This is a genomic window from Lacrimispora xylanolytica (assembly GCF_026723765.1).
Classification (GTDB): domain Bacteria; phylum Bacillota; class Clostridia; order Lachnospirales; family Lachnospiraceae; genus Lacrimispora; species Lacrimispora xylanolytica.
Window position 1 is genome coordinate 3,123,074 of sequence record NZ_CP113524.1, and the last position, 20,900, is coordinate 3,143,973.

Consider the following 20,900-nt stretch of genomic DNA (forward strand, 5'->3'; position numbering starts at 1 on the left):
GTTACTATTATGCGGATTCTATGCATATAAGTCAAGACATTTAACAAAAAAAATAATATTTTTTTATCTAATATCTTATTTTTACTCCATTTTTATTATTTTTCTTTATTTTATGTTGTGCATTCCACACATCCCCATGTTCCTGGAATATGATATAGCAAAAATAATAACAGGTTTTTTTATGAACGAGCATTATCCTTTTGTAAATCCTCCGCTTCCCTACGCCTATGATGCGCTGGAGCCATTTATCGATACAAAAACCATGTGCCTGCATCATGACAGACATTTACAGACCTATGTGAACAATTTAAACGAGACGTTAAAGGGCTGGTGTGACCTTCATGACTGGTCACTGGAAAAGCTGATTTGTAACGCAGACTGCCTGCCGGAAGTGATTCGGCAATCCATTAAAAATAATGGAGGCGGCGTTTACAACCACATATTTTACTTTAATGGAATGTCAGATCTGGAATCACGGAGCAATGCCGGGATGCTTTTTTCTGCAATCCTGGAAGACTTTGGTTCTATTGACTCCTTTTTTCAGGAATTTAAGAACAAAGCTCTGTCAGTATTCGGCTCCGGTTATGCCTGGCTTGTCTTAGAACGGGGCAGCGGACTTAAGCTTGTAACTTCTGCCAACCAGGATACCCCTATTGTTAAAAATCTCTGCCCTATTGCGACCATTGATGTATGGGAGCATGCCTATTATCTGAAACATTATAACCAGAGAGCCGCCTATATTGATGACTGGTTTCAGGTGGTGGACTGGTGCTATGCCAATGAGCTGTATATGAAATACAAATCCAGTTCCTCATAGGATATTAGTAATAGTATATCTTGGCTTATCCCATTAAAAAAGAGGAGCCTTACAAGGAATGGCTCCTCTTATCCATGCAGCCAGGCTTACTCTTCGCTGTCTACATCCATAAGTATCTCTAAAATTTTAATTGCTTTCTCATAGCTGATCTGTTTTACATTATGCATCTTATTCATGACCATCTGAGTGACATTATCTTTAGACCCGGTGATATCATTTTGGGTCGACATTACATGAACTGATTTATCATTCAAATCAATGGTCTCATTGATAAAGTAGCATGCATCATTGGTCAGCTTTACATAGTCTTCTGTTGCTTCTGCAACATGATAGCACTTTTCTTTATTTTCTTCATATATCATAATTTTATCTCCAGAACACAATATCATATCGACCTCCGTAAATATTATACAAGTAATAATTACTATTATTAATATATCACAAATTTTTTAAAAATCAAAGTTTTTTTTCAAAAAATGATGTTTTTTAGATACATAATTCTGCCATAGAAGTAATGTTTTTCCCCAAATATATCCATAAATATATTAGCAATAAAATAGAAATAACACAATAAAAACATATATATATTTGTAAAAAAACAGGTCTCTATTGTTTTCATCCTGGAATTGATTATCGGTCAGAAAATCCAGAAACAAGTGTATCATTCACTCATTTCTGGATTTTATCTATTATCCATATGGAATATCTTGCATCACTTAATTGTTACGTTCTCTAAGCCGGTTCATGGTATTGAGGGTGAACTGAATGATGGGACCATAAAGCAGCATGGAGATTAAAGTGCCCAGTCCTATACTTCCACCTAACAATGCCCCGATGACGATCAAAAAGCCATCCATGGCGATTCTCACAAACCGGACCTCTTTTTTTAGCTTATCCGAAACAAACATCATCCAGGCGTCTACTCCGCCCTCTCCCAGACCTGCAGAAACGTAGACTCCGATTCCAACACTTACCAGAAGTATACCTATGATCAATGCCAATACCTTTAGCAGGGTGTTATCATCTAGCTGGCTCACCAAGGGCATAAAAAAATTGGCGGAAGCCCCAACTAAAACTCCATTGACAACAGAACCAATACCAACTCTTTTTCTATCAATAAAAAACAGTATCACGATGATAGTTACAACGAAAATCTGGGATGCCGTCCCCAAGGGAACGCCAAAAAGCTTCCCCATCCCTTCATTAAACAATGATAGTGCATCTAGTCCAAAATTTGACTTTGCTTCAAAGGCGATTCCACAGCCCATAATGATTGATCCCGCAACAACCAGCAGGAAATCCCACATTCGTTTTGTCATCTTGCTCTCCTCTTTACGTATTCTTTCCAGCAATCCTAATATGATTCAATGACGTATTTTATATCATACTATAAAGAGGAAAGAAAGAAAAGAAGAATTAACGCAAATAAGAAGCGGCTTTAGAATGATAAATTATTCTTTAGCATGATACTTAATTCATCATTATTATTTAATAACTCCTCATACCTTCCGCTATCGGTGACAGTTCCATGTTTTAATATAATGACCTGATCTACTTTACTGAGTATTTCTTGCCTGTGAGTAATGATAACTACTGTTTTGTCTTTTAACCTGGTATGCAGTAACCCGTTGATCTGGTGTTCTGAATAAACATCAGTATTGGAAGTGACTTCATCAAATAAAATAATAGGTCTGTCATGAATAAGGGCTCTGGCAAGGGCTATCTTCTGCTTCTGCCCGCCAGAAAGCATTGAGCCATTTTGTCCCACCATATAATCGAGAGATACCTCTTTTAGAAAATCATCTAACCCGCTGTCTCTACACGCAATTTCCACTTCTTCATCGCTGACTGTTTTATAAAGGCATATATTATTTTTGATGGTATCGTTAAAAAGATAAATCTGCTGGCTTACTATGGATACCATGCTTCTATATTCCTGCAATGATATTTTAAAAATATCTGTTCCATTCAATAGGATTTTGCCGTCCGCCGGATCGTATAGCCTGGTAAGCAGATTTATAATGGTTGATTTTCCTGAACCATTTCTGCCGATTAAGGCAGTTTTACTTCCCTTTGGAAATTTCATATTAACGTCTTTTAGAAGAGGCTTTTCTGTTTCATAGGAAAATGTTATATTTTCTAATTCCAAATCCCCATATGCTGCTTCTGCCAATGACCCATGATCACTCTCTTCCTTCAAATCCATAAACTCATAGAACCTTTTTGTAGACGGTATAATTCCTGAAAGTAAATACCCGATGTTTAATATAGCCGTTATAGGCCCTGTTACGTAAGAGCTGTATGTAATAAAGGCGAAAACACTTCCAACCGTCAACTGCAGATCAAACACCAGGTTAGCCCCTACGACATAGATTACCGTCGATAACAAATGAACCATGATAGAATCCGTTATGATATTCCATCGGCTGAGCATATTCAATTGTCTTTGTTTCTCTATAATGCGTCTCTGGCGAACGGAAAATTCATCATACTTTTCATTGTAAATGTTAAATAACTTAACTTCATTAATCCCGCCTACGGTATCACCAAACCAATTCGCATAAATCTGGTTGCTTATTATAAATTCCTCCACAATCGATTTTTGCTTTTTAGCAAAATTCTTCATAACAATAAATTTAACAGGTATAAATATAAGTACCAGAATGGTCATTCTATCATCTATGATGAAAAGACCAACGATACCTCCCAACATATTAAATGCTTGTGTAACAACAAAAAAGACACTTTCATCTGCAATCATGACCATTTTATTGATATCTGCATAAATATTATTTAATAACTCCGCGTAGTTGGTCCGATTAAAACAGCCTGCTTCCATTTTCATCAAATGAGAAAATGACTGTTCCGAAAGGGAATACTGTAATTTAGCGGATATATGAATCCTTTTTCTTTCTTTTATGATATCAATCACAGAAATTACTCCGTAGATTGCCATTAACATAATAGATAATTGAATCAATAAACTTTTATTTCCACCAATAAAACCAGCATCCATAATCTGCCTGTTGATTAATGGGATGCATAAACTGAGTCCGGTAGAAATCAACAGGCAGCCGATAATCACTGCTATGGTTTTATTATACTTCTTTAAAAGATGAAGCAATTTTCTTACTGCCTCGCGGTTACTCATTGTTTTTAACCAATCAACCTTTCTTCTATTTCCTTTACAAATCCATTGAATGTACAAAAATCCGGATTCATCAATGTCTTTTCGTCAAAAACAATATTCTTTTCTCCTTCAATCTCATAGATCAAATCGATAAAATTCCTTGCAAATAAACCTACACCAGGGCTGAAAAAGTTTGTATCGTATTGGCTTTCTGTTAAGTGCACTGAAAATTTTTCAGCTAGTTTGTTTAACACACTCTCTTTAATCCCGTTCATATAATAGACCTCCATCTAATTTGACAAATAGTTGATTATTTCATCAATTGCACTCGTAAAAGCTTCCTCATTATTCAGATTAAATACATCCTTTTTATCTAAGCTTTGTATTTTTTCCTCTACCTTGTTATGATTGATATAAACTAATCGTTCTTTATCAAATGTTTCACCTCCATATATATCATGAAAAATATTTGATAAATGAAAGCTTTGTACAGGATACTCATATCTGAATTTCAGATAATTTTTAGTAAAATCCCAGAATGATTCATCATAATCATTATAGGATAAGGAAAGCAGTGTAACATCCACAATGATAGAATTTGATACCAAATAATTGATAATACCAAATCCATTGGGATGATCCGCATCATATTGCATGGCTCCTCCCGGGACACCAATGATGATTATTTCCGGCTCCTCTGTGTTTTCAATTTGTTTTATATAGGAATTGAAACGGTATATTTTTTCAATATCCGGTATATTATCAAACATAAACTCTGGAAAATTATGCATACCAAAAAAGCTGCTGTATTCCTTACTTCCTATTTGAGAAACACAATACCCTCTATTTAAAAATTCCTTCCTCGCCTTAAGCTGTAATTCAAACTTATTTGTATATTCTGCTATTCCACAAACAAGAAGTATGGGCGCATTAATTTTATGTAAACGATTTTCCTTTAATTCAGGATATATTTCATGAGAAATGCAGTAGTTTTTATAAGTAGTCCCCTTTTCCTTACATTTTTGAATCAATGGTTCCTCCACTTCACTTTCCATTTCACATAAACAAATGATGTTTTTCGCTTGTTCTATGGAGTATATCATTTTCTCATACACAGCTTCAGAAAATTCTGTAAAAATAATATCAGTTGCCGATTTTATACTCTCATTAATATTTGCCGTTACCTCAATCCCCAGTGGATTCTCCTTTATTAATTCCCCAACATCCCTGTCTTCGATTCCTTGTCCTGCCAATGCCACCGGAATAATCGTTTCATAATCGTTTAACATATCTCTATATTTTATTATTTCCACATACTCCTTTTTTATTGGATAAATAACAGCTATTTTACCATTCTCTTTCATTAAATGTCCTCCTCGAAATGATAGCCACTTTTTGCTAATACGCAAATATTCTTAAAGGTATCTATAATCGTATCTTGTAAATTACCGCAATGGTCTAACCTGTTCTTTGCACAAAGCTCTCCTCCATTATCCGCTTGAACAAAACATAACTTGCAATGAGCAATCGCCCAACAGCTCTTACATTTTTCTTCCGTTATCTTTCCAACATTTAAAAGCTTTTTGCATTGATCTAATGATAAGCCTTCCTCTATATTACCAATCACAGAACATGGAGAGGTCTCATCAATCCTCTCACAAGGATAAAAATTCCCGTCTATATTCATAAACAGTTTTTTCCTGCCAGGAACGCAAGGACCTGATGGGTGAAAAACCTTAGGTATCCCCGTAAAATCTTGCAGCTGCTTTGCGGTCCTAATCACTTCATTAAAACTATTTAACTGTATCCTTGTTGGAAGAGCTTTTACTCTCTTCATCTTATGTAAAAAGCACTTATATTTTTCAAATTCCATATGCTGCCTGAACTTGTCAGCCTGTTTATCAAACGCTTTTTCATCACTTAAATAATTTGTACTGTAAAAGGTAGTATTTACTTTGCTGAACTCAAACAGAGGGTCTTCTGTAAAAAACAAATCGATATCGATTACCCCATCATCTTGGGCACTTACGGAATTAAACGAGACATTTTGATTAAAATACTCTAGATACTTTTCTTTAAAATAACACAGTTTTTCGTATATGAGTTCAAAACTACCTGTACCATTGGCAGTAACACGGGATTTATCATGAATATTTTTAGGTCCATCTAAACTTATTGTTAACAAAATCTCATTATCTGAAAAGAATTTCATTATTTCATCTGTGAGCAACACACCATTTGTTGTCAAATTAAATACTACTTTTTTTGATATAAATTTTTCCCTTGCATATTTAACACATCTTTTTATTAATTCAAACTCCAATAATGGCTCACCTCCATAAAAAGCAACATTTACTACATCACAATTCATGGAATGATTGTAAAGGAAGTCTATTCCCTTTTTTGCCAATTCAAAACTCATTCTTTTATTAGAGTGCTTCCTGTTATTATAGTAATTTCCTGTATAGGGGCAATAATCACATCTTAGATTACAATTTTGAGTCACTTGTAAGTTAATACTCTCTATGTTCGCATCCAGTACATCTTCCAAAAGTTCAGTCATAGGATGTTGAAGCTTTTCAATACTGAACTTTTTAAAAAGACCTTGTTTCAAACTCTCTTTATAAAATTCTTTGAATTCAATATCATCTACGCTTTCTGCTTTTTCAAAAAAATTTGTCGTTTCTTTGCTGAATTTATATAAATATTCAAAGCAATTTTTACTTATTCTTTTAATCTTATTTGCATATGTATCAAACATAAAAAAATCTTGGTTGCTTATTTGGAACAGTTGATACATAGGTTTTATCTGCTCATTCATGATTCTGCCCCCTCTTATAATCGATCATAATATATCCACATTTATTTTATAGAATCCTCGGAAGTTTCAAATTGCATACTATTTTAGATTTATACGTTCACTTTTTACCTATTAGGGGTAAATAGATAACATACTCATATGATAAGCAGGGAGCTAACCTTATGATCAGCCCCCACTTTTTTGGTGATAATGAAAACATCTTTAATTTTCTCATAAGCCAAAGCCTAGAGGATAAAGATATAATGTACTACCTGGTATGATGTACCGTATTCGTAAGCAACGCTACAGCTACATGGGCATGAACAATTTCCCATTACATAACCTCTGGTTCCGGTTGAAGCTTTTTTCATAAGCGGTTTTTTCATATTTACACCTCCTATCTTCATTTATATTTATAAGTAATACTAATACTTTGAACACTCTATATGTATTAGCTGCTTATACGCATTCACCTATTTCCTTTTTGGTCTTTTCGGTTGATGATAGATGCCCATACAATGGGGCGGCCAGCTATAGAGATTTTCAGTAATCTCTTTTCGGGCGATCTTCTCCACTACGTTTAAAACCTTCTTTTCCAATGTTTCCTTTTTCTTCATATTGTTCTTACCTCCTGTTTTATCATTTTTGCCAGGCATAATAAAAATGCACATAAGATAATAGCTATTGACATATAACCTATATACACACTTTCAATCCTTAGGAATATAAATGATACAATGACCATGGCTTCTAACAAGACCACTAATCTGGCTGCTTTTTTAGACTCCTGCAGCTCATGAACATCCATATCCATATTAGGATGATTCACCGTTCCAATTACCTCAATTAAAATAACAGAGCAGAGCAATAGTCCATACATTATGATTGGTTTTTCAGAAAGCATTTTTGTAATTTCTATCACAGCAATGAACGTTACAGCCGTGCCAAGGTAGCACTTCCAGAACTTATCTGCATGATATCCTCCTGTCCGTTTTCTCAGCGACAAGAAGAAACATAAAAAACAAACGGTAGGAAGAATTTGACCATAAGCCATACCTAAAAGCAACAATGTAATAACAGTTATGTAACGCTCTATTATGGTGATGACTGCATACTCATAATATTCTTCGTCAGTAGCATTTATAAGACATTCTTCTTTCAATCGTCCAACGATCCTGATTGCTATTTTTTCAACCATATCAAATGTACCTCCTAATTCTGCATTATAAAATAATTCATAGTTTAAACAAGTAGGTTTGCAGATACCGGACACTGGAAAGCAGAAAATGGACAAAAAGAGGGGCATCCTATTATACGACTTATAGAATGCCCCTCTTTTGCCCTAATGGTATTACAATGGAAAAGAGAAACTCTCTTTCCAATTCTTGTATCACATAAGAACCTCCATATTTTTCTATGGTCCTTACAATATTTATAATTCCTACCCCATGTTCCCCTTCCTCTGATATTTTTGTGGATTTTATTTCACCATCTTTATAATGAATGATATGATTAAATGTATTCTTTACTGCAATAATAATGTGATCACTCTCTTTTATAAATTTAAGTCTAATAATTCTCTTCCCACTACATTTATTGCATGCTTCAATTGCATTATTTAAAAGATTGGATAAAATAATCACGATATCTTCATCTCTGATGCCTACTTCTGCAAGGTTGTTTACCCGGAACACAAAAACAATTTTCTTTTCAGTCATTTCCTGATATTTGGTATTTAATACAGCGTTTATAATGACATGATTGGTGTTAATCAGATCAAGCTCTTTATTCAGATCACCATTAATATTTTTCACATACTTTTTCAATTCATCGTATTGCTTTTTCGCTAACAGCGATTCAATACACATAATTTGATTCTTAAATTCATGTGTTTTCCTTTTTTGACTTTCAAATTTTTCGGAGATAGAGCGATACATATTAACCTGGTTTTTCACCTGCATTTGATTGATCCTGTTATCATTGATCTTGATTTCCCTGTCAACAATATCATTGATCAAATAAAAAACAACCATATTCATGCCAGCTGTACCAACCGCATGAACAAATAAAACATTTGCCTGCCTTTTTGTCTCCACATAATTAAAAGAGGATAACAGGGATGAAATTATTATAATAGTAAATACTGGAAAAAATAAAAATCTTAGCCATTCTGTATCTTTCAGCATATCTGTATCCTTATGGCTGAATTTCTTTCTAATAATTAGAATACATAAAAATAGTATTACTTTTCCAAGCAAAGTTACCAGATAACCTTCTAATCCATGATATTCCATTATCTCATGATTACTGGAAAAAAATCGGCTATTTACAGAAAATGCAATAAAATCTGACATTAACATGAGCCCATCATATAAAATTGCCAATACGAAAGACTTATTATAACTTATGTTTGTATGCCAATACATGACTCCTGAAATTACAATGATATTTATGAGTTGCCTGACGATAAAATGATTGGCTAGCAGCTCTGCAAAGCAAAATCCACATAGACATAAAAAAAGCAATTGTATGCAGTTTAGACATTTTTTATCCTTGTACCTTTTCCTTCCAAAGGATTCATAAAAAACATTGCAGCAAAATACCTCGAAAATAATGATTAGTAAATTATCAAGATAAGAATTCATCTATATCTCTCCCTGATACGCAATAAATGAATCTTTCACTTGTTTATAACGTGCCTTTGGTATGATTAACTCAATCCCATTGCTCAATATGGTCTTATATCGAAATACTTCATTCATGTATTTTAAATTCACAAGAAAGCTTTGATGAATTCTTAAAAAATTGTACCCCCTTAGCTCCCGTTCCAAATCATTCAATGTTTCATACATCGTGTAAATTTTCAATTTTTGTTCCATAATGTGAAATTCCAGCTTATGTAATTTACTTTCTATGTATAAAAGCCGGTCTAAGGAAATTTCCCTTTTCGACTCATTAAAATCAAAAACCTTTTTTATAACTGTATAGTTCATCTTATCGATAACAGCTTCCATGCATTCACTTATGGTGCTTTTAAAATTATTACTATCCTTTAATAAATAACGTATGGCATCTACTTTATATCCTTCCAGCGTGTAGTCTACATAGGCTGTCACAAAAACAATAAATATCTCTTTACTTATGGTTCGTATTGCCTTAGCTGCTGTAACGCCATCCATCTTATTCATATTAACATCAAGGAATACAATGGTATACTTGACCATTTCAATTCCAAGCGCGATAAAATCTTCGCCAGAAGCAAAGGTATCTATTTGAAAAATCAATCCTTTGTTCCTCATATAATCTGATATAATCTCTTTTAATTCCTGTCTGAAATAATATTCATCATCACATATAGCAATTCGAAACATACGTTTACCCCCCTAAAGTTCACATATTTTTCTTTTGACCGACTAATCTTTATATATTCGAGCCTTCTTAATTGCAATATAAAGGCCCTAATTTCATAGATCCAAATCAGAGCCTTTTGATATAATATTATCATAACATTATTTAATTAGCAAACATTACCTATGACTATCTAACCATTAAAACGGGGGCTGGAAAACACCTCTTCTTAGTTCTTCTTTCTCAGCTTTAGTCCATCGCGGTAAGCATCACCTACCTTCTCACCAACGGACAAGTATGACTTATTCATCCAATCGAAAGTGATCGGATGGAATTTTTCAAATGATACCTTGCCATCGTCTCCAAGAATTCGTTCATCCAGACTTACATTGACGATTTCGCCAACCAGTCTCCAGGTATCCTCATCATAGCTCTTCACTCTGCATTCAACGGCAAAAGGAAGCTCATCGATAATCGGTGCATCTACGAATTCGGACTTTGTTGTATGAAATCCGGACTTTTCAAATTTATCTCCCACTTTATTCCCTGGTGTTATACCAAGGTAATCACAGGCAGCTTCATTTTCCACATCCGCCATACTTACAACAAAGGAACCTCTGGAAAGAATTCCCTTTAACGTATTTCTCTGGGAGGCTACGGTAATCGTAATTTCTGTCTCATTGGTGATTCCGCCCCATACCGCTAACATGGCGGTGGGCTTTTCAACCCCATCATAAGATGAAATTATTAAAACCGGCATCGGTGTGATGTATGGCTTTGCTCCGATATTTATTCTAGACATATTTATTCTCCTTAAATTTTGTAATAAATCACAGTTATCCAATGCATTATGCTCTTACTTCCTTATTGCTTCCAATTTAAACTTTCTTGTTACTAACCCATCATATAGATTTTCACCCTCCAAATCAGCGCTAAATATTAACTTGAATTATGGCTTATTTTAACCTATAATCGGATTTAAGCATGTCTATTTGAAGAAAGGAACGTTGTTATGTCTTGGAATTGCGATACCGAAATCGATCAAGCGTTAGAAAAATTAGGTCAGGACTTTCCGCACCTCAATTGGGACTTTAGCCCTGATCCGTCCTCAGGAAATAACGAACTGATTTCTCATTGGTTGGGAGAGAAATCCGAGGAAGTTATGGTGTGTGCATTTAAAGGAAAGAAAATTAAGGAGCGTTTTCATCGCCAGGACTTCTTTTTCATTCATTTTGCTTACCACGGAGATTATGATGCATTAAGCGCCAACTGTAACAATCGGATCACGGTAAAAGAAGGAGACTGCTACATCGGTCAGCCCTACAGCGGCTATGCGGCCCAACGGGATTCTGATCACGAATGTATTATTCTCGGAGTACTGATTCGTAAAGAAACCTTTTTCAGGGAATACTTAAGTGCGCTCGCAGCAGATAGCTCCATGCTCGATTTTTTTCTGAAACCACAGAAAAACAAATATGCAGAAGAGTTCATTCATCTGGAAATTCCAGATTCTTCGCCAATCTGGCTGCTGCTGAATGTCATGATTCTTGAATATGCTCATAAAACAGAGGACACACAGAAAATATTAAAGCCTATGGTCATGTCCCTTGCAATGTATCTTTCCTATGAGTACAAGCGCCAGCATCTACCTACTGGCACGACATTAATTGACCGTATCATGGAATATATCGAATTACACTCTGACTCTGTAACATTGAAAGAGATTGCATCCCATTTCGGATATCATCCCGTCTATATTTCCCGTCTTTTGCCGGAAAAGACAGGGAAGACCTTTTCTGCTCTGGTAACTGAATCACTTATGCGAAGAGCCAAGCTATTATTGGATCATACGGATCTTTCCATTGAAAAAATTGCTGATATGCTGGGATACAGCAATAGCAGCAATTTCTATAAGACCTTTAAACAGTATTATGGTACTTCTCCTCGCCAGCTTTAATGGTCAATGTTACGGCCTTTGTAGTTAAACACGTTCTTTCCTTCTGTTCTCTATAACATCAAAAAGAGCACTTTTCTATATTTCTTTAGAAAAGTGCCTTTAATAGTGCATTCTTATTAAATTTGATGTACTTTTGATGTACTTTAGTTCTCAAAATGTCTGTGAATCCCATAAACTCTGGATTTATTTATCCAAGCTCTTCATCGTCGGGAACAGTAACACATCCCTGATAGCATAAGAATCTGTAAGCAGCATAACAAAACGGTCGATACCAATACCAATACCGCCAGTTGGTGGCATACCAATCATCAGCGCATTAATAAAGTCATCATCCATAGAGTTCGCCTCATCATCACCAGCAGCAAGAAGTGCTTCCTGTGCCTTGAAACGCTCGATCTGATCCAAAGGATCGTTTAACTCGGAATAAGCATTAGCCATCTCACGCTTTGTGATGAACAGCTCGAAACGCTCGGTGTACTCTGGGTCTTCTGGCTTTTTCTTGGTCAGCGGGGAGATTTCCACCGGATGATCAATGATAAAGGTAGGCTGAACCAGGTGCTCTTCTACGAACTCTTCAAATAGAAGGCTTAAGATATCACCTTTCTTATGACGTGCTTCGTAGGATACGTGGTATTTGTCAGCCAGCGCCTTCGCTTCCTCGTCTGTATGAACCTCTGTAAAATCAATGTCCTTATACTTCTTAAGAGCATCAACCATGGAGATTCTTTCAAAAGGCTTCGATAAGTCGATTTCCACACCATCGTAAGTAACAACAGCAGTACCAAGTACCTTTAAGGCAACGGAACGGAAGAGATTCTCAACCAGATCCATCATGCCGTGGTAATCAGTATAGGCCTGATATAATTCCATCAGGGTAAATTCCGGATTGTGTCGGGTATCAACTCCCTCATTACGGAAAACACGTCCGATTTCATAGACACGCTCTAAACCGCCTACGATCAGACGCTTTAAATAAAGTTCAAGAGAAATACGGAGCTTTACATCCTCATCAAGTGCATTATAGTGGGTTTCAAATGGTCTTGCAGCAGCACCGCCGGCATTGGCTACCAGCATAGGTGTTTCCACTTCCATAAAGCCCTGGCCATCCAAATGGTCACGAATTGCTTTGATGATCTGGGATCTCTTTACAAAGGTATCTCTTACCTCCGGATTCATGATCAGATCCACATATCTCTGTCTGTAACGGATATCTGTATTGGTAAGTCCATGGAACTTTTCAGGAAGAATCTGAAGGCTCTTAGTCAGCAGATCTACGCTTTCTGCGTGGATAGAGACCTCGCCTGTTTTCGTGGTAAATGCAGTACCCTTAATTCCAACGATATCACCGATATCCAGCTTTTTGAATTCTTTATACTCTTCTTCTCCAATGCTGTCTCTGGCTACATAGGACTGGATATTGCCCTTTAAATCCTGAACATTACAAAAGGCAGCCTTTCCCATAACTCTCTTGGACATCAAACGCCCTGCAATCGTTACTTCCTTGCCTTCCCACTGATCGTAATGCTCCTTAATGTCGCTGCTGTGTACAGTGACATCATATTTTGTTACCTGAAACGGATCCTTTCCCGCTTCCTGAAGCTCTGCCAGCTTCTCACGGCGAACCTTTAATAAATGGTTTAAATCCTCTTCCACAACCTGATTCTGGTTTTGATTCTGCTGTTCTGCCACCTGTTTGCACTCCTTTGTGAACTATAAAATAAGGAAGTTCGATTCGCCTTGCAGCTCCTCGAACAGTTAATTTCCAAAGCTCAGCCTGCCTCTGATTTAAGTTCGCTAAGCATATATTACTTATGATACTCTCTGGATCTCCAGTACCTTATACTGAATCACACCAGACTGGGTTTCCACCTCTACAACGTCTCCCACCTTTTTGCCCATTAACGCCTGGCCAACCGGGGATTCGTTGGAAATCTTATTCTGAAGGCTGTTCGCTTCTGTTGAGCCTACAATCTTGAATTCCATCTCTTCGTCTTCATCAACATCGTAAACTTTTACCTTACAGCCAATGTTAATCTTATCAAGGTCTATTTCATCTTCCACAACGACTTCTGCATTTTTGAGTAATTTTTCCAGTTCTTCTATACGCAGCTCGATGTCTCTTTGTTCATCCTTAGCGGCATCATACTCAGCATTCTCGGATAAGTCGCCTTGTTCTCTGGCTTCCTTGATCTTCTGGGCAACTTCTTTTCTTTTAACTACCTTTAAGTTCTGAAGCTCATCTTCGTATCTTTTAAGACCTTCGTAGGTTAAAATATTTTTCTTATCTACCATGGTTTTCGATTCCTCCTGGTTTCTTACTCGCTCATTCGCATTCCAGATATTATAGCGTAAACATCTGAAAATGTCAAGATTCTGCTTGGTTTTACTGGTTACAATACTAAGATTCTTTCTTCCACAAATCGCCTTAATTCGTCCATGGTTTCTACCTGATTGATATCATTTCTCAATTTGGCAGAATGAGGAAGTCCTGCGGTATACCATGCCATATGCTTTCGCATCTCACGCATGGCTACATTTTCTCCTTTTTGCTCCATCTGCATACTGCCATGACGCAGGATCATTTGGCTGATCTCTCCTGCATTCGGCTCCGGGAGCAAGGTTCCTGTTTCCAGATAGTGAAGGGTTCTGGAAAAGATCCAGGGATTTCCTTTTGCGCCTCTGGCAATCATGATGCCGTCACATCCAGTCTCCTCTAAAAGTGCCTTGGCATCTTCCGGCTTAAAGACATCGCCGTTGCCAATGACCGGAAGGGAGATGGCTTCCTTTACTTTACGGATGATATCCCAGTCCGCGGTTCCGGAATAATACTGTTCCCTGGTCCGTCCATGAACAGCTACTGCCGCCACTCCGGAGCTCTCTGCCATTTTTGCAAACTCAACCGCATTAATATCATCCTCGGCAAAGCCTTTTCTAAACTTAACCGTTACAGGCTTTTTTACTGCTTTTACCATGGAAGATAAAATGCGCTCCGCCAGCTTTATGTCCTTCATAAGTGCAGAACCTTCTCCATTGTTGACGATTTTGGGAACCGGACAGCCCATATTTACATCTATAAAGGCAAAAGGACCAGATTCAATCTGGGCCGCCATATCTGCCATAATGGAAGGATCTGACCCAAAAAGCTGAACGCTCACCGGGCCTTCGCCGTCTGCAACTTCCATTAATTCTTTTGTGTTTCTGTTTTTATATAAAATCGCTTTGGCGCTGACCATCTCCGTTACTGCCATACCGCAGCCCTGCTCCCTGCATAAAAATCGAAATGGCAGGTCTGTAACTCCTGCCATCGGCGCAAGTATCAGGTTATTATCAAGCGTCACATTTCCAATTCTAAGTTTCACTTGTCCATTGCTCCATTTTCTAATTCTTCTCCAAGATAAAACACCCGGTAATACATCTCTAAGGCTTCCAGGAGTTCCCTTTTTTCCTTCCGGTACTGCTTTATCTTTAACACGCTTCCAATTTCATCAAACAGATAATCGCTCTCTTCTGCCGTCACTTTAAACTCCAGTGTGCCATCCTCCGTAAATTCCAGAAGGAGAATACCGCCTACGTCTTCCGTATAAAGCACGCACATCACTTTTAAATCCTGTTTGATGCTCTCCGGAAGGCTTTGGAATTGCTGGTTAAAATAGAATCTCTGCTCATAGGAATTGGCACCACACAGCACCACATTGTCTCCATCATGTTCCATCTTTATTCCTGCCACCGCACTTTCTATCTAAAATTCCCTGCATTTTTTCATAAAAAAAGCCAGCAGGGCGTTTCATTTGCTTTACTGGCTTTATATTGTAGCATAACGGATATAAAAAGACAAGGTTAAAAATCAGTGGTACAGCGTTTAATCAGCTTACAGGGAATCTTGCTGTCACGGGGGACTTCCTCAACATTTCCGTGTAGGATTTTCATCATATTGCTGATGGTAAGATTGCACAGCTCTTCTACCTTATTATCAACAGAGGATAGCTCAGGATCGCTGCAGATGGAAAGGGCGGAATTATTAAATCCGGTTATACAAAGATCCTCTGGTATCTTTAGCAGCTTTGAATTTGCATATTTAATCGCCCCGACTGCCAGACCATCGTCAGTCGCCACCACACTGTCAAAGTTTAAATCTCTCCGTTCCAGAAGAATATCCCGCACGGAATGGATCTTGTTCTTTACATAAAGCTTTAAATCGCCAAGCACGGGAAGTCCATGGCTTTTTAAAGCCGCCTCATATCCTTCCAGCTTCTGGGTCGCACTGTAGGAATGAGAATCGCAGAGAAATAGAATCCGTTTTCTTCCTCTTTCAATCATCTGACTGGTTACATCAAAAGTAGCTTTATAGTCATCTCCGTAGGCGCAGTAAACATTTTCATTATCCAGATAACCATTGATGAGAAAAACAGGAACCGTCTTAGCAGCGTCACGAACATACTGAATCAGGCTGTCACTGTCACCGGAACCTGCATAGACAGAGCCTACCATTATAAGTGCATCTATTCTTTTGGCTAAAAGAAGGCTTACATACTTTTCTTTTACAGATTGTTCATATCCAGTACAGCATAAGATGCAGTCATATCCATGCTCATGCATGCGGCTTTCTAAATGAGCCACTGCCGTGGCCATATAAGCATCTGAAACATCAGGACACATAATTCCAATGGTCTTCATGGAATCCAGTCCAAGACCTCTGGCAAACACATTGGGAGTATAGCCATTTTCATCCATTATAGCTCTTACTTTATTCTTCGTTTTCTCGCTTACTCGGGGGCTGTCATTCACCACCCGGGATACCGTAGCAATGGAAACTCCTGCAAGCTGTGCGATATCATAAATATTCATTGTAGTCCCTCTTAGTATCATAAATTTCAATGCGGGTAAGACAGCTTTTGCCGTTTTTGAAAGCCAGCGTAAGCGCTTACACTATTCTCGGTCAATTATACAGGATTATTTCATAGAAAGCAACTGTTATTCGGCATTAATATAGGAAATAATTGATATTTTATTTTAAAAAATCGGCTTATCTAAAAGAAAAAATCTTTCTTTCACTCTTTCCCTATTGACTATAAGATTAAAATGGTGTATGTTTTATGTAAGTACTTACATTGCATGTATTTATTATAAAACCCGTACTAAGAAAGGAAAGGAAGCTTATGCAGGATTTTATCAAAATTCATTCCGAAGATAACGTAGCCGTTGCCTTAAAGCCGCTTGCAGCTGGTACTTTCATTGAGACAGGCGATACGGCGGTGACCCTTCTGGAAGATATCCCTCAGGGTCACAAATTTGCCCTTACCGATATACCTGCCGGCTCATCCGTCATGAAATACGGCTGTGCCATCGGCGCAGCAAAGGAGAATATTGCGGCAGGGGCCTGGATTCACACACACAATTTAAAAACAGGGTTAGGGGATTTACTTACTTACAGTTACGACAAACAGGATATCAGTCTTGCAAAGACAGAGGACCGCACCTTTATGGGATACAGACGGCCTGACGGAAAAGTAGGCGTGCGAAACGAAATCTGGATTATCCCAACGGTTGGTTGTGTCAATAAGATTGCATCTGCCATTGAACGTGCATCTCAAAAATATATTACCGGATCCATTGACGAAGTAGCGGCATTCCCACACCCATACGGCTGTTCCCAGATGGGCGATGATCAGGAATACACCAGAACCATTTTAGCAGATTTAATCAACCATCCCAATGCAGGAGGCGTTCTTGTCCTTGGACTTGGCTGTGAAAACAGCAATGTTCAGGAGTTAAAGCGCTACATCGGGGAATATGATGAGCGCAGGGTCAAATTCCTGGTGGCTCAGGAATCTGAGGATGAGATGGAGGATTCCATGGCTCTCATCGAAGAATTAGCAGAGTATGCAGGTACGTTCCACAGAGAACCAATCAGCTGCAGCGAGCTGATCATCGGCATGAAGTGCGGCGGCTCTGACGGTTTATCTGGCATTACTGCCAATCCAACGGTAGGCGCTTTCTCAGATATGCTGGTATCCAAGGGCGGCACCACCATTCTTACTGAGGTTCCCGAGATGTTCGGAGCGGAAACACTCTTGATGAACCGTTGTAAAGATGAGGAAACCTTTGAAAAAACAGTAGAGCTCATCAACGACTTTAAAAACTACTTTACCAGCCACAACCAGACCATTTACGAAAATCCGTCACCTGGTAATAAAAAAGGCGGTATTTCTACCCTGGAGGACAAATCCTTAGGATGTGTCCAGAAATCAGGCAGTGCTCAAGTGGTGGATGTATTAAAATACGGAGAACCAGTACAGACAAAGGGCTTAAACTTATTAAGCGCTCCTGGCAATGACCTGGTTGCTTCTACGGCTCTTGCTGCTTCCGGAGCTCATATCGTTCTCTTTACCACAGGCCGTGGAACTCCATTTGCATGTCCGGTACCTACGATGAAGATTGCCACCAACACAGCCCTGAGCGAGAAGAAGAATAACTGGATCGATTTCAACTGCGGTGTTTTAGTAGAAGGCACCGATATGGATACCCTTAAGAACCAGTTTTTTGATTTTGTAATTGAAGTTGCTTCCGGCAAGAAGGTAAAATCCGAGGAAGCAGGCTTCCACGATATGGCCATCTTCAAACGGGGCGTGACTTTATAATACTTCATGGATACAGGAAAAGGAGATTAATTCAAATGGAAAAGTTATGTTATGCAACACTGGAAAAGCAGGGTTATGACGGTTATCTGTTAAAGGATGCGCCAGAGCGTGTTCTGCAGTTTGGCGAAGGAAACTTTTTAAGAGCTTTCGTGGACTATTTTATTGATATGCTCAACGAGAGAACTGGCTTTAATTCCAAAGTCGTTTTATGTCAGCCTATCGCCCCAGGTCTTGCAGATATGATTAACGAGCAGGAGGGACTTTATACCCTCTTCCTCCGTGGATTTGAAAACGGAAAGAAAGTAAATGACAAAAGAGTCATTTCCTGCGTCAGCAGATGTTTAAACCCTTATAAGGAATATGATGAGGTTCTTGCCTGTGCAGAAAACCCGGATCTTCGTTACATTGCCTGCAACACAACAGAAGCAGGAATCGCATACGATCCTTCCTGCCAGTTTACCGATGTACCTGCTGACAGCTATCCTGGAAAACTGACTCAGTTCTTATATAAAAGATTTGAGAAGTTTGGTAAGGAAGCCGGCAAAGGTTTCGTTATTCTCTCCTGTGAGCTGATTGACAACAACGGAAAAGAGCTGGAAAAATGCGTATTGCAGTATGCAAAGCAGTGGAACCTGGGAGAAGAATTTATCAGCTGGATCAAGGCTGAAAACATCTTCTGCTCTACTCTGGTTGACCGTATCGTAACCGGATATCCAAGAAATGAAGCTGCCTCCATCTGTGAGGAATTAGGCTATCAGGATAATCTGATCAATACAGGGGAAGTCTTTGGCTTCTGGGTCATTGAAGGACCTGAGTCTTTAAAGAAAGAGCTTCCTTTTGAAGAAGCCGGCCTTCCGGTTATTATCTGCGATGACCACAAGCCATACAAACAGAGAAAGGTACGTATCTTAAACGGTGCTCATACTTCCTTTGTATTAGGTGCTTACCTGGCTGGTCAGGATATTGTCCGTGACTGTATGGATGACGAAGTGATCTGCGGATTTATGAACAAGACCATCTATGATGAAATCATTCCTACTCTCACACTGCCGAAGGAAGAATTATTAAGCTTTGCTGCTTCCGTCACAGAGCGTTTTAAGAATCCATTCATCGATCATGCTCTGCTTGCCATTTCCTTAAACTCCACTTCCAAGTGGAAAGCAAGAGTTATGCCTTCCTTTAAAGGATATGTAGAGAAAACAGGAGAACTGCCAAAATGTATCACAGCTTCCTTTGCATTCTACATCGCCTTCTATCACGGCATGAACTTAACCGAGGATGGCCTGGTCGCTTCCCGTCCGGCAGGGGACGAATATACAGTAAAAGACGATAAGCCGGTCCTTCAGTTCTTCTATGATCACAAAGATGATGATGCAGAAACTCTGGCTCATGCCGTTTGCAGCAATACTGATTTCTGGGATGAGGATTTAAGCAAGATCCCTGGCTTTGAATCAGCTGTAACAGGTTACTTAAAAGCCATTGAAGAAAAAGGTGCTTATGCAGTCATGAAAGACTGTCAGTAAATAAACCTTAAAGGCCTGTGTATGTTTCATACATGGGCCTTATTTTTCTATCTTAAATCAATTTTTCATATAGTTTAAACCAATCAAGTCCAGATTCTTCTAATCCCAGGCTTACCGTATCAATATACTCAAAACCACACTTTTCATAAAGATGAATGGCTGGAACATTCTCTGTGTAAACATCAAGCCGTAAGGATTCAGTTCCCTCTTCTATTCCCAGTTCTTCTGCATACTTTAACAGTTTAAATCCAATTCCCTGATTGAAATAACCTGGATGAACGGTAAACGTATAAACAACTAAAACTTTATCATAGGATAAATCTTTTTTCCACCTGACGCTTAAATAAGCTTCTTCCGGTTTGTGTCTTAAGATCATGGAGCCAACGATAACGTCTTCTTTTATGGCAACGTATAGATTGCCCTCTTCGATTCCCCGTATGGCATCATTACGCGTGGGATAGACTCCTTTTTTCCAACCGCAATAATTAATCCCCTTTTCCATATGGTCATTGATTGTATCATATAGAATTTCCAGATCATCCGCATCACTCTTTATTCCTTTTCGAATGCTTATGCTCATTGTTTCCTCCTGTTGTACTTGATTTGCCTTATTATACCAAAGGATTCTATATGAGACAATATTTCTTAACAGGTATCTTGTATATTCCTTCCCATGCTAATATACTG

At 38.1% G+C, this 20,900-nt stretch carries 20 protein-coding genes and 1 pseudogene; 4 read left to right on the top strand and 17 right to left on the bottom strand.

What is annotated here, in order from left to right; all coding sequences use genetic code 11:
- The first annotated feature begins 181 nt into the window (after window positions 1-181).
- On the top strand, window positions 182-817 hold the full coding sequence (locus OW255_RS14610; protein ID WP_035318545.1) for a superoxide dismutase: 636 nt from the start codon (window positions 182-184) through the stop codon (window positions 815-817).
- Between the two features lie 86 nt (window positions 818-903).
- Here the strand turns inward: OW255_RS14610 and OW255_RS14615 are convergent, their stop codons facing one another.
- The 11 genes from OW255_RS14615 to OW255_RS14665 all read right to left on the bottom strand — a co-directional run bounded on the left by OW255_RS14615 (window position 904) and on the right by OW255_RS14665 (window position 10,897).
- Window positions 904-1,179, bottom strand: coding sequence for a hypothetical protein (locus OW255_RS14615; RefSeq protein WP_035318547.1), 276 nt, complete (start codon window positions 1,177-1,179; stop codon window positions 904-906).
- Window positions 1,180-1,533: 354 nt separating this feature from the next.
- Window positions 1,534-2,136 carry a YczE/YyaS/YitT family protein gene (locus tag OW255_RS14620; RefSeq protein WP_035318549.1) on the bottom strand — a complete coding sequence of 201 codons (603 nt, stop codon included), beginning with the start codon at window positions 2,134-2,136 and terminating at the stop codon, window positions 1,534-1,536.
- A 119-nt stretch (window positions 2,137-2,255) separates the two neighbouring features.
- Window positions 2,256-3,968 (bottom strand): ABC transporter ATP-binding protein, encoded by a 1,713-nt coding sequence (locus tag OW255_RS14625; RefSeq protein ID WP_268114475.1) that lies wholly within the window; start codon window positions 3,966-3,968, stop codon window positions 2,256-2,258.
- Window positions 3,969-3,973: 5 nt separating this feature from the next.
- Window positions 3,974-4,222: a hypothetical protein gene (locus OW255_RS14630; RefSeq protein ID WP_268114476.1), complete on the bottom strand. Its 249-nt coding sequence runs from the start codon at window positions 4,220-4,222 to the stop codon at window positions 3,974-3,976.
- A gap of 15 nt (window positions 4,223-4,237) precedes the next feature.
- Complete coding sequence (locus OW255_RS14635; RefSeq protein WP_268114477.1) at window positions 4,238-5,311, bottom strand: TIGR04066 family peptide maturation system protein; 1,074 nt, start codon at window positions 5,309-5,311, stop codon at window positions 4,238-4,240.
- The gene (locus OW255_RS14640) at window positions 5,311-6,768 is read right to left on the bottom strand and encodes a radical SAM protein (protein ID WP_268114478.1); all 1,458 of its coding nucleotides are present in this window, start codon (window positions 6,766-6,768) and stop codon (window positions 5,311-5,313) included. Before OW255_RS14640 ends, OW255_RS14635 begins: the two co-directional genes overlap by 1 nt.
- A 452-nt stretch (window positions 6,769-7,220) precedes the next feature.
- The gene (locus tag OW255_RS14645) at window positions 7,221-7,364 is read right to left on the bottom strand and encodes a cyclic lactone autoinducer peptide (RefSeq protein ID WP_081752419.1); all 144 of its coding nucleotides are present in this window, start codon (window positions 7,362-7,364) and stop codon (window positions 7,221-7,223) included.
- A complete protein-coding gene (locus OW255_RS14650; protein ID WP_024838393.1) occupies window positions 7,361-7,945 on the bottom strand; it encodes an accessory gene regulator B family protein in 585 nt (194 codons plus the stop codon). Before OW255_RS14650 ends, OW255_RS14645 begins: the two co-directional genes overlap by 4 nt.
- Before the next feature lie 121 nt (window positions 7,946-8,066).
- Window positions 8,067-9,392 carry a sensor histidine kinase gene (locus tag OW255_RS14655; RefSeq protein WP_268114479.1) on the bottom strand — a complete coding sequence of 442 codons (1,326 nt, stop codon included), beginning with the start codon at window positions 9,390-9,392 and terminating at the stop codon, window positions 8,067-8,069.
- Window positions 9,393-10,118, bottom strand: a complete 726-nt coding sequence (locus OW255_RS14660) for a LytR/AlgR family response regulator transcription factor (RefSeq protein ID WP_268114480.1) — start codon at window positions 10,116-10,118, stop codon at window positions 9,393-9,395. It abuts the gene before it with no gap.
- A 206-nt stretch (window positions 10,119-10,324) separates the two neighbouring features.
- Window positions 10,325-10,897: a flavin reductase family protein gene (locus OW255_RS14665; RefSeq protein ID WP_268114481.1), complete on the bottom strand. Its 573-nt coding sequence runs from the start codon at window positions 10,895-10,897 to the stop codon at window positions 10,325-10,327.
- Window positions 10,898-11,107: 210 nt separating this feature from the next.
- Between OW255_RS14665 and OW255_RS14670 the strand changes: the two genes are divergently transcribed.
- Window positions 11,108-12,052, top strand: a complete 945-nt coding sequence (locus OW255_RS14670; protein ID WP_268114482.1) for a helix-turn-helix transcriptional regulator — start codon at window positions 11,108-11,110, stop codon at window positions 12,050-12,052.
- 192 nt (window positions 12,053-12,244) lie between these two features.
- Here OW255_RS14670 and lysS read toward each other — a convergent pair.
- From lysS to OW255_RS14695, 5 genes and pseudogenes are all read right to left on the bottom strand, one after another.
- Window positions 12,245-13,741, bottom strand: a pseudogene (gene lysS / locus OW255_RS14675) (lysine--tRNA ligase); the annotation flags it as partial.
- Between the two features lie 120 nt (window positions 13,742-13,861).
- Window positions 13,862-14,344, bottom strand: coding sequence for a transcription elongation factor GreA (gene greA / locus OW255_RS14680; RefSeq protein WP_024838399.1), 483 nt, complete (start codon window positions 14,342-14,344; stop codon window positions 13,862-13,864).
- Between the two features lie 98 nt (window positions 14,345-14,442).
- The gene (gene dusB / locus OW255_RS14685; RefSeq protein WP_024838400.1) at window positions 14,443-15,411 is read right to left on the bottom strand and encodes a tRNA dihydrouridine synthase DusB; all 969 of its coding nucleotides are present in this window, start codon (window positions 15,409-15,411) and stop codon (window positions 14,443-14,445) included.
- Window positions 15,408-15,764 (bottom strand): DUF6145 family protein, encoded by a 357-nt coding sequence (locus tag OW255_RS14690; protein WP_024838401.1) that lies wholly within the window; start codon window positions 15,762-15,764, stop codon window positions 15,408-15,410. The genes dusB and OW255_RS14690 overlap by 4 nt, the downstream gene beginning before the upstream one ends.
- Before the next feature lie 125 nt (window positions 15,765-15,889).
- Complete coding sequence (locus tag OW255_RS14695; RefSeq protein ID WP_024838402.1) at window positions 15,890-16,897, bottom strand: LacI family DNA-binding transcriptional regulator; 1,008 nt, start codon at window positions 16,895-16,897, stop codon at window positions 15,890-15,892.
- A 311-nt stretch (window positions 16,898-17,208) separates the two neighbouring features.
- Here OW255_RS14695 and OW255_RS14700 point away from each other — a divergent pair, with 311 nt between their 5' ends.
- Entirely contained in the window at window positions 17,209-18,690 is a 1,482-nt protein-coding gene (locus OW255_RS14700; protein ID WP_268114484.1) for a UxaA family hydrolase, read from the top strand.
- Window positions 18,691-18,725: 35 nt separating this feature from the next.
- Complete coding sequence (locus OW255_RS14705) at window positions 18,726-20,213, top strand: tagaturonate reductase (protein WP_024838404.1); 1,488 nt, start codon at window positions 18,726-18,728, stop codon at window positions 20,211-20,213.
- Between the two features lie 52 nt (window positions 20,214-20,265).
- Here OW255_RS14705 and OW255_RS14710 read toward each other — a convergent pair whose 3' ends face one another.
- A complete protein-coding gene (locus OW255_RS14710) occupies window positions 20,266-20,793 on the bottom strand; it encodes a GNAT family N-acetyltransferase (RefSeq protein WP_268114485.1) in 528 nt (175 codons plus the stop codon).
- Window positions 20,794-20,900 lie beyond the last annotated feature (107 nt).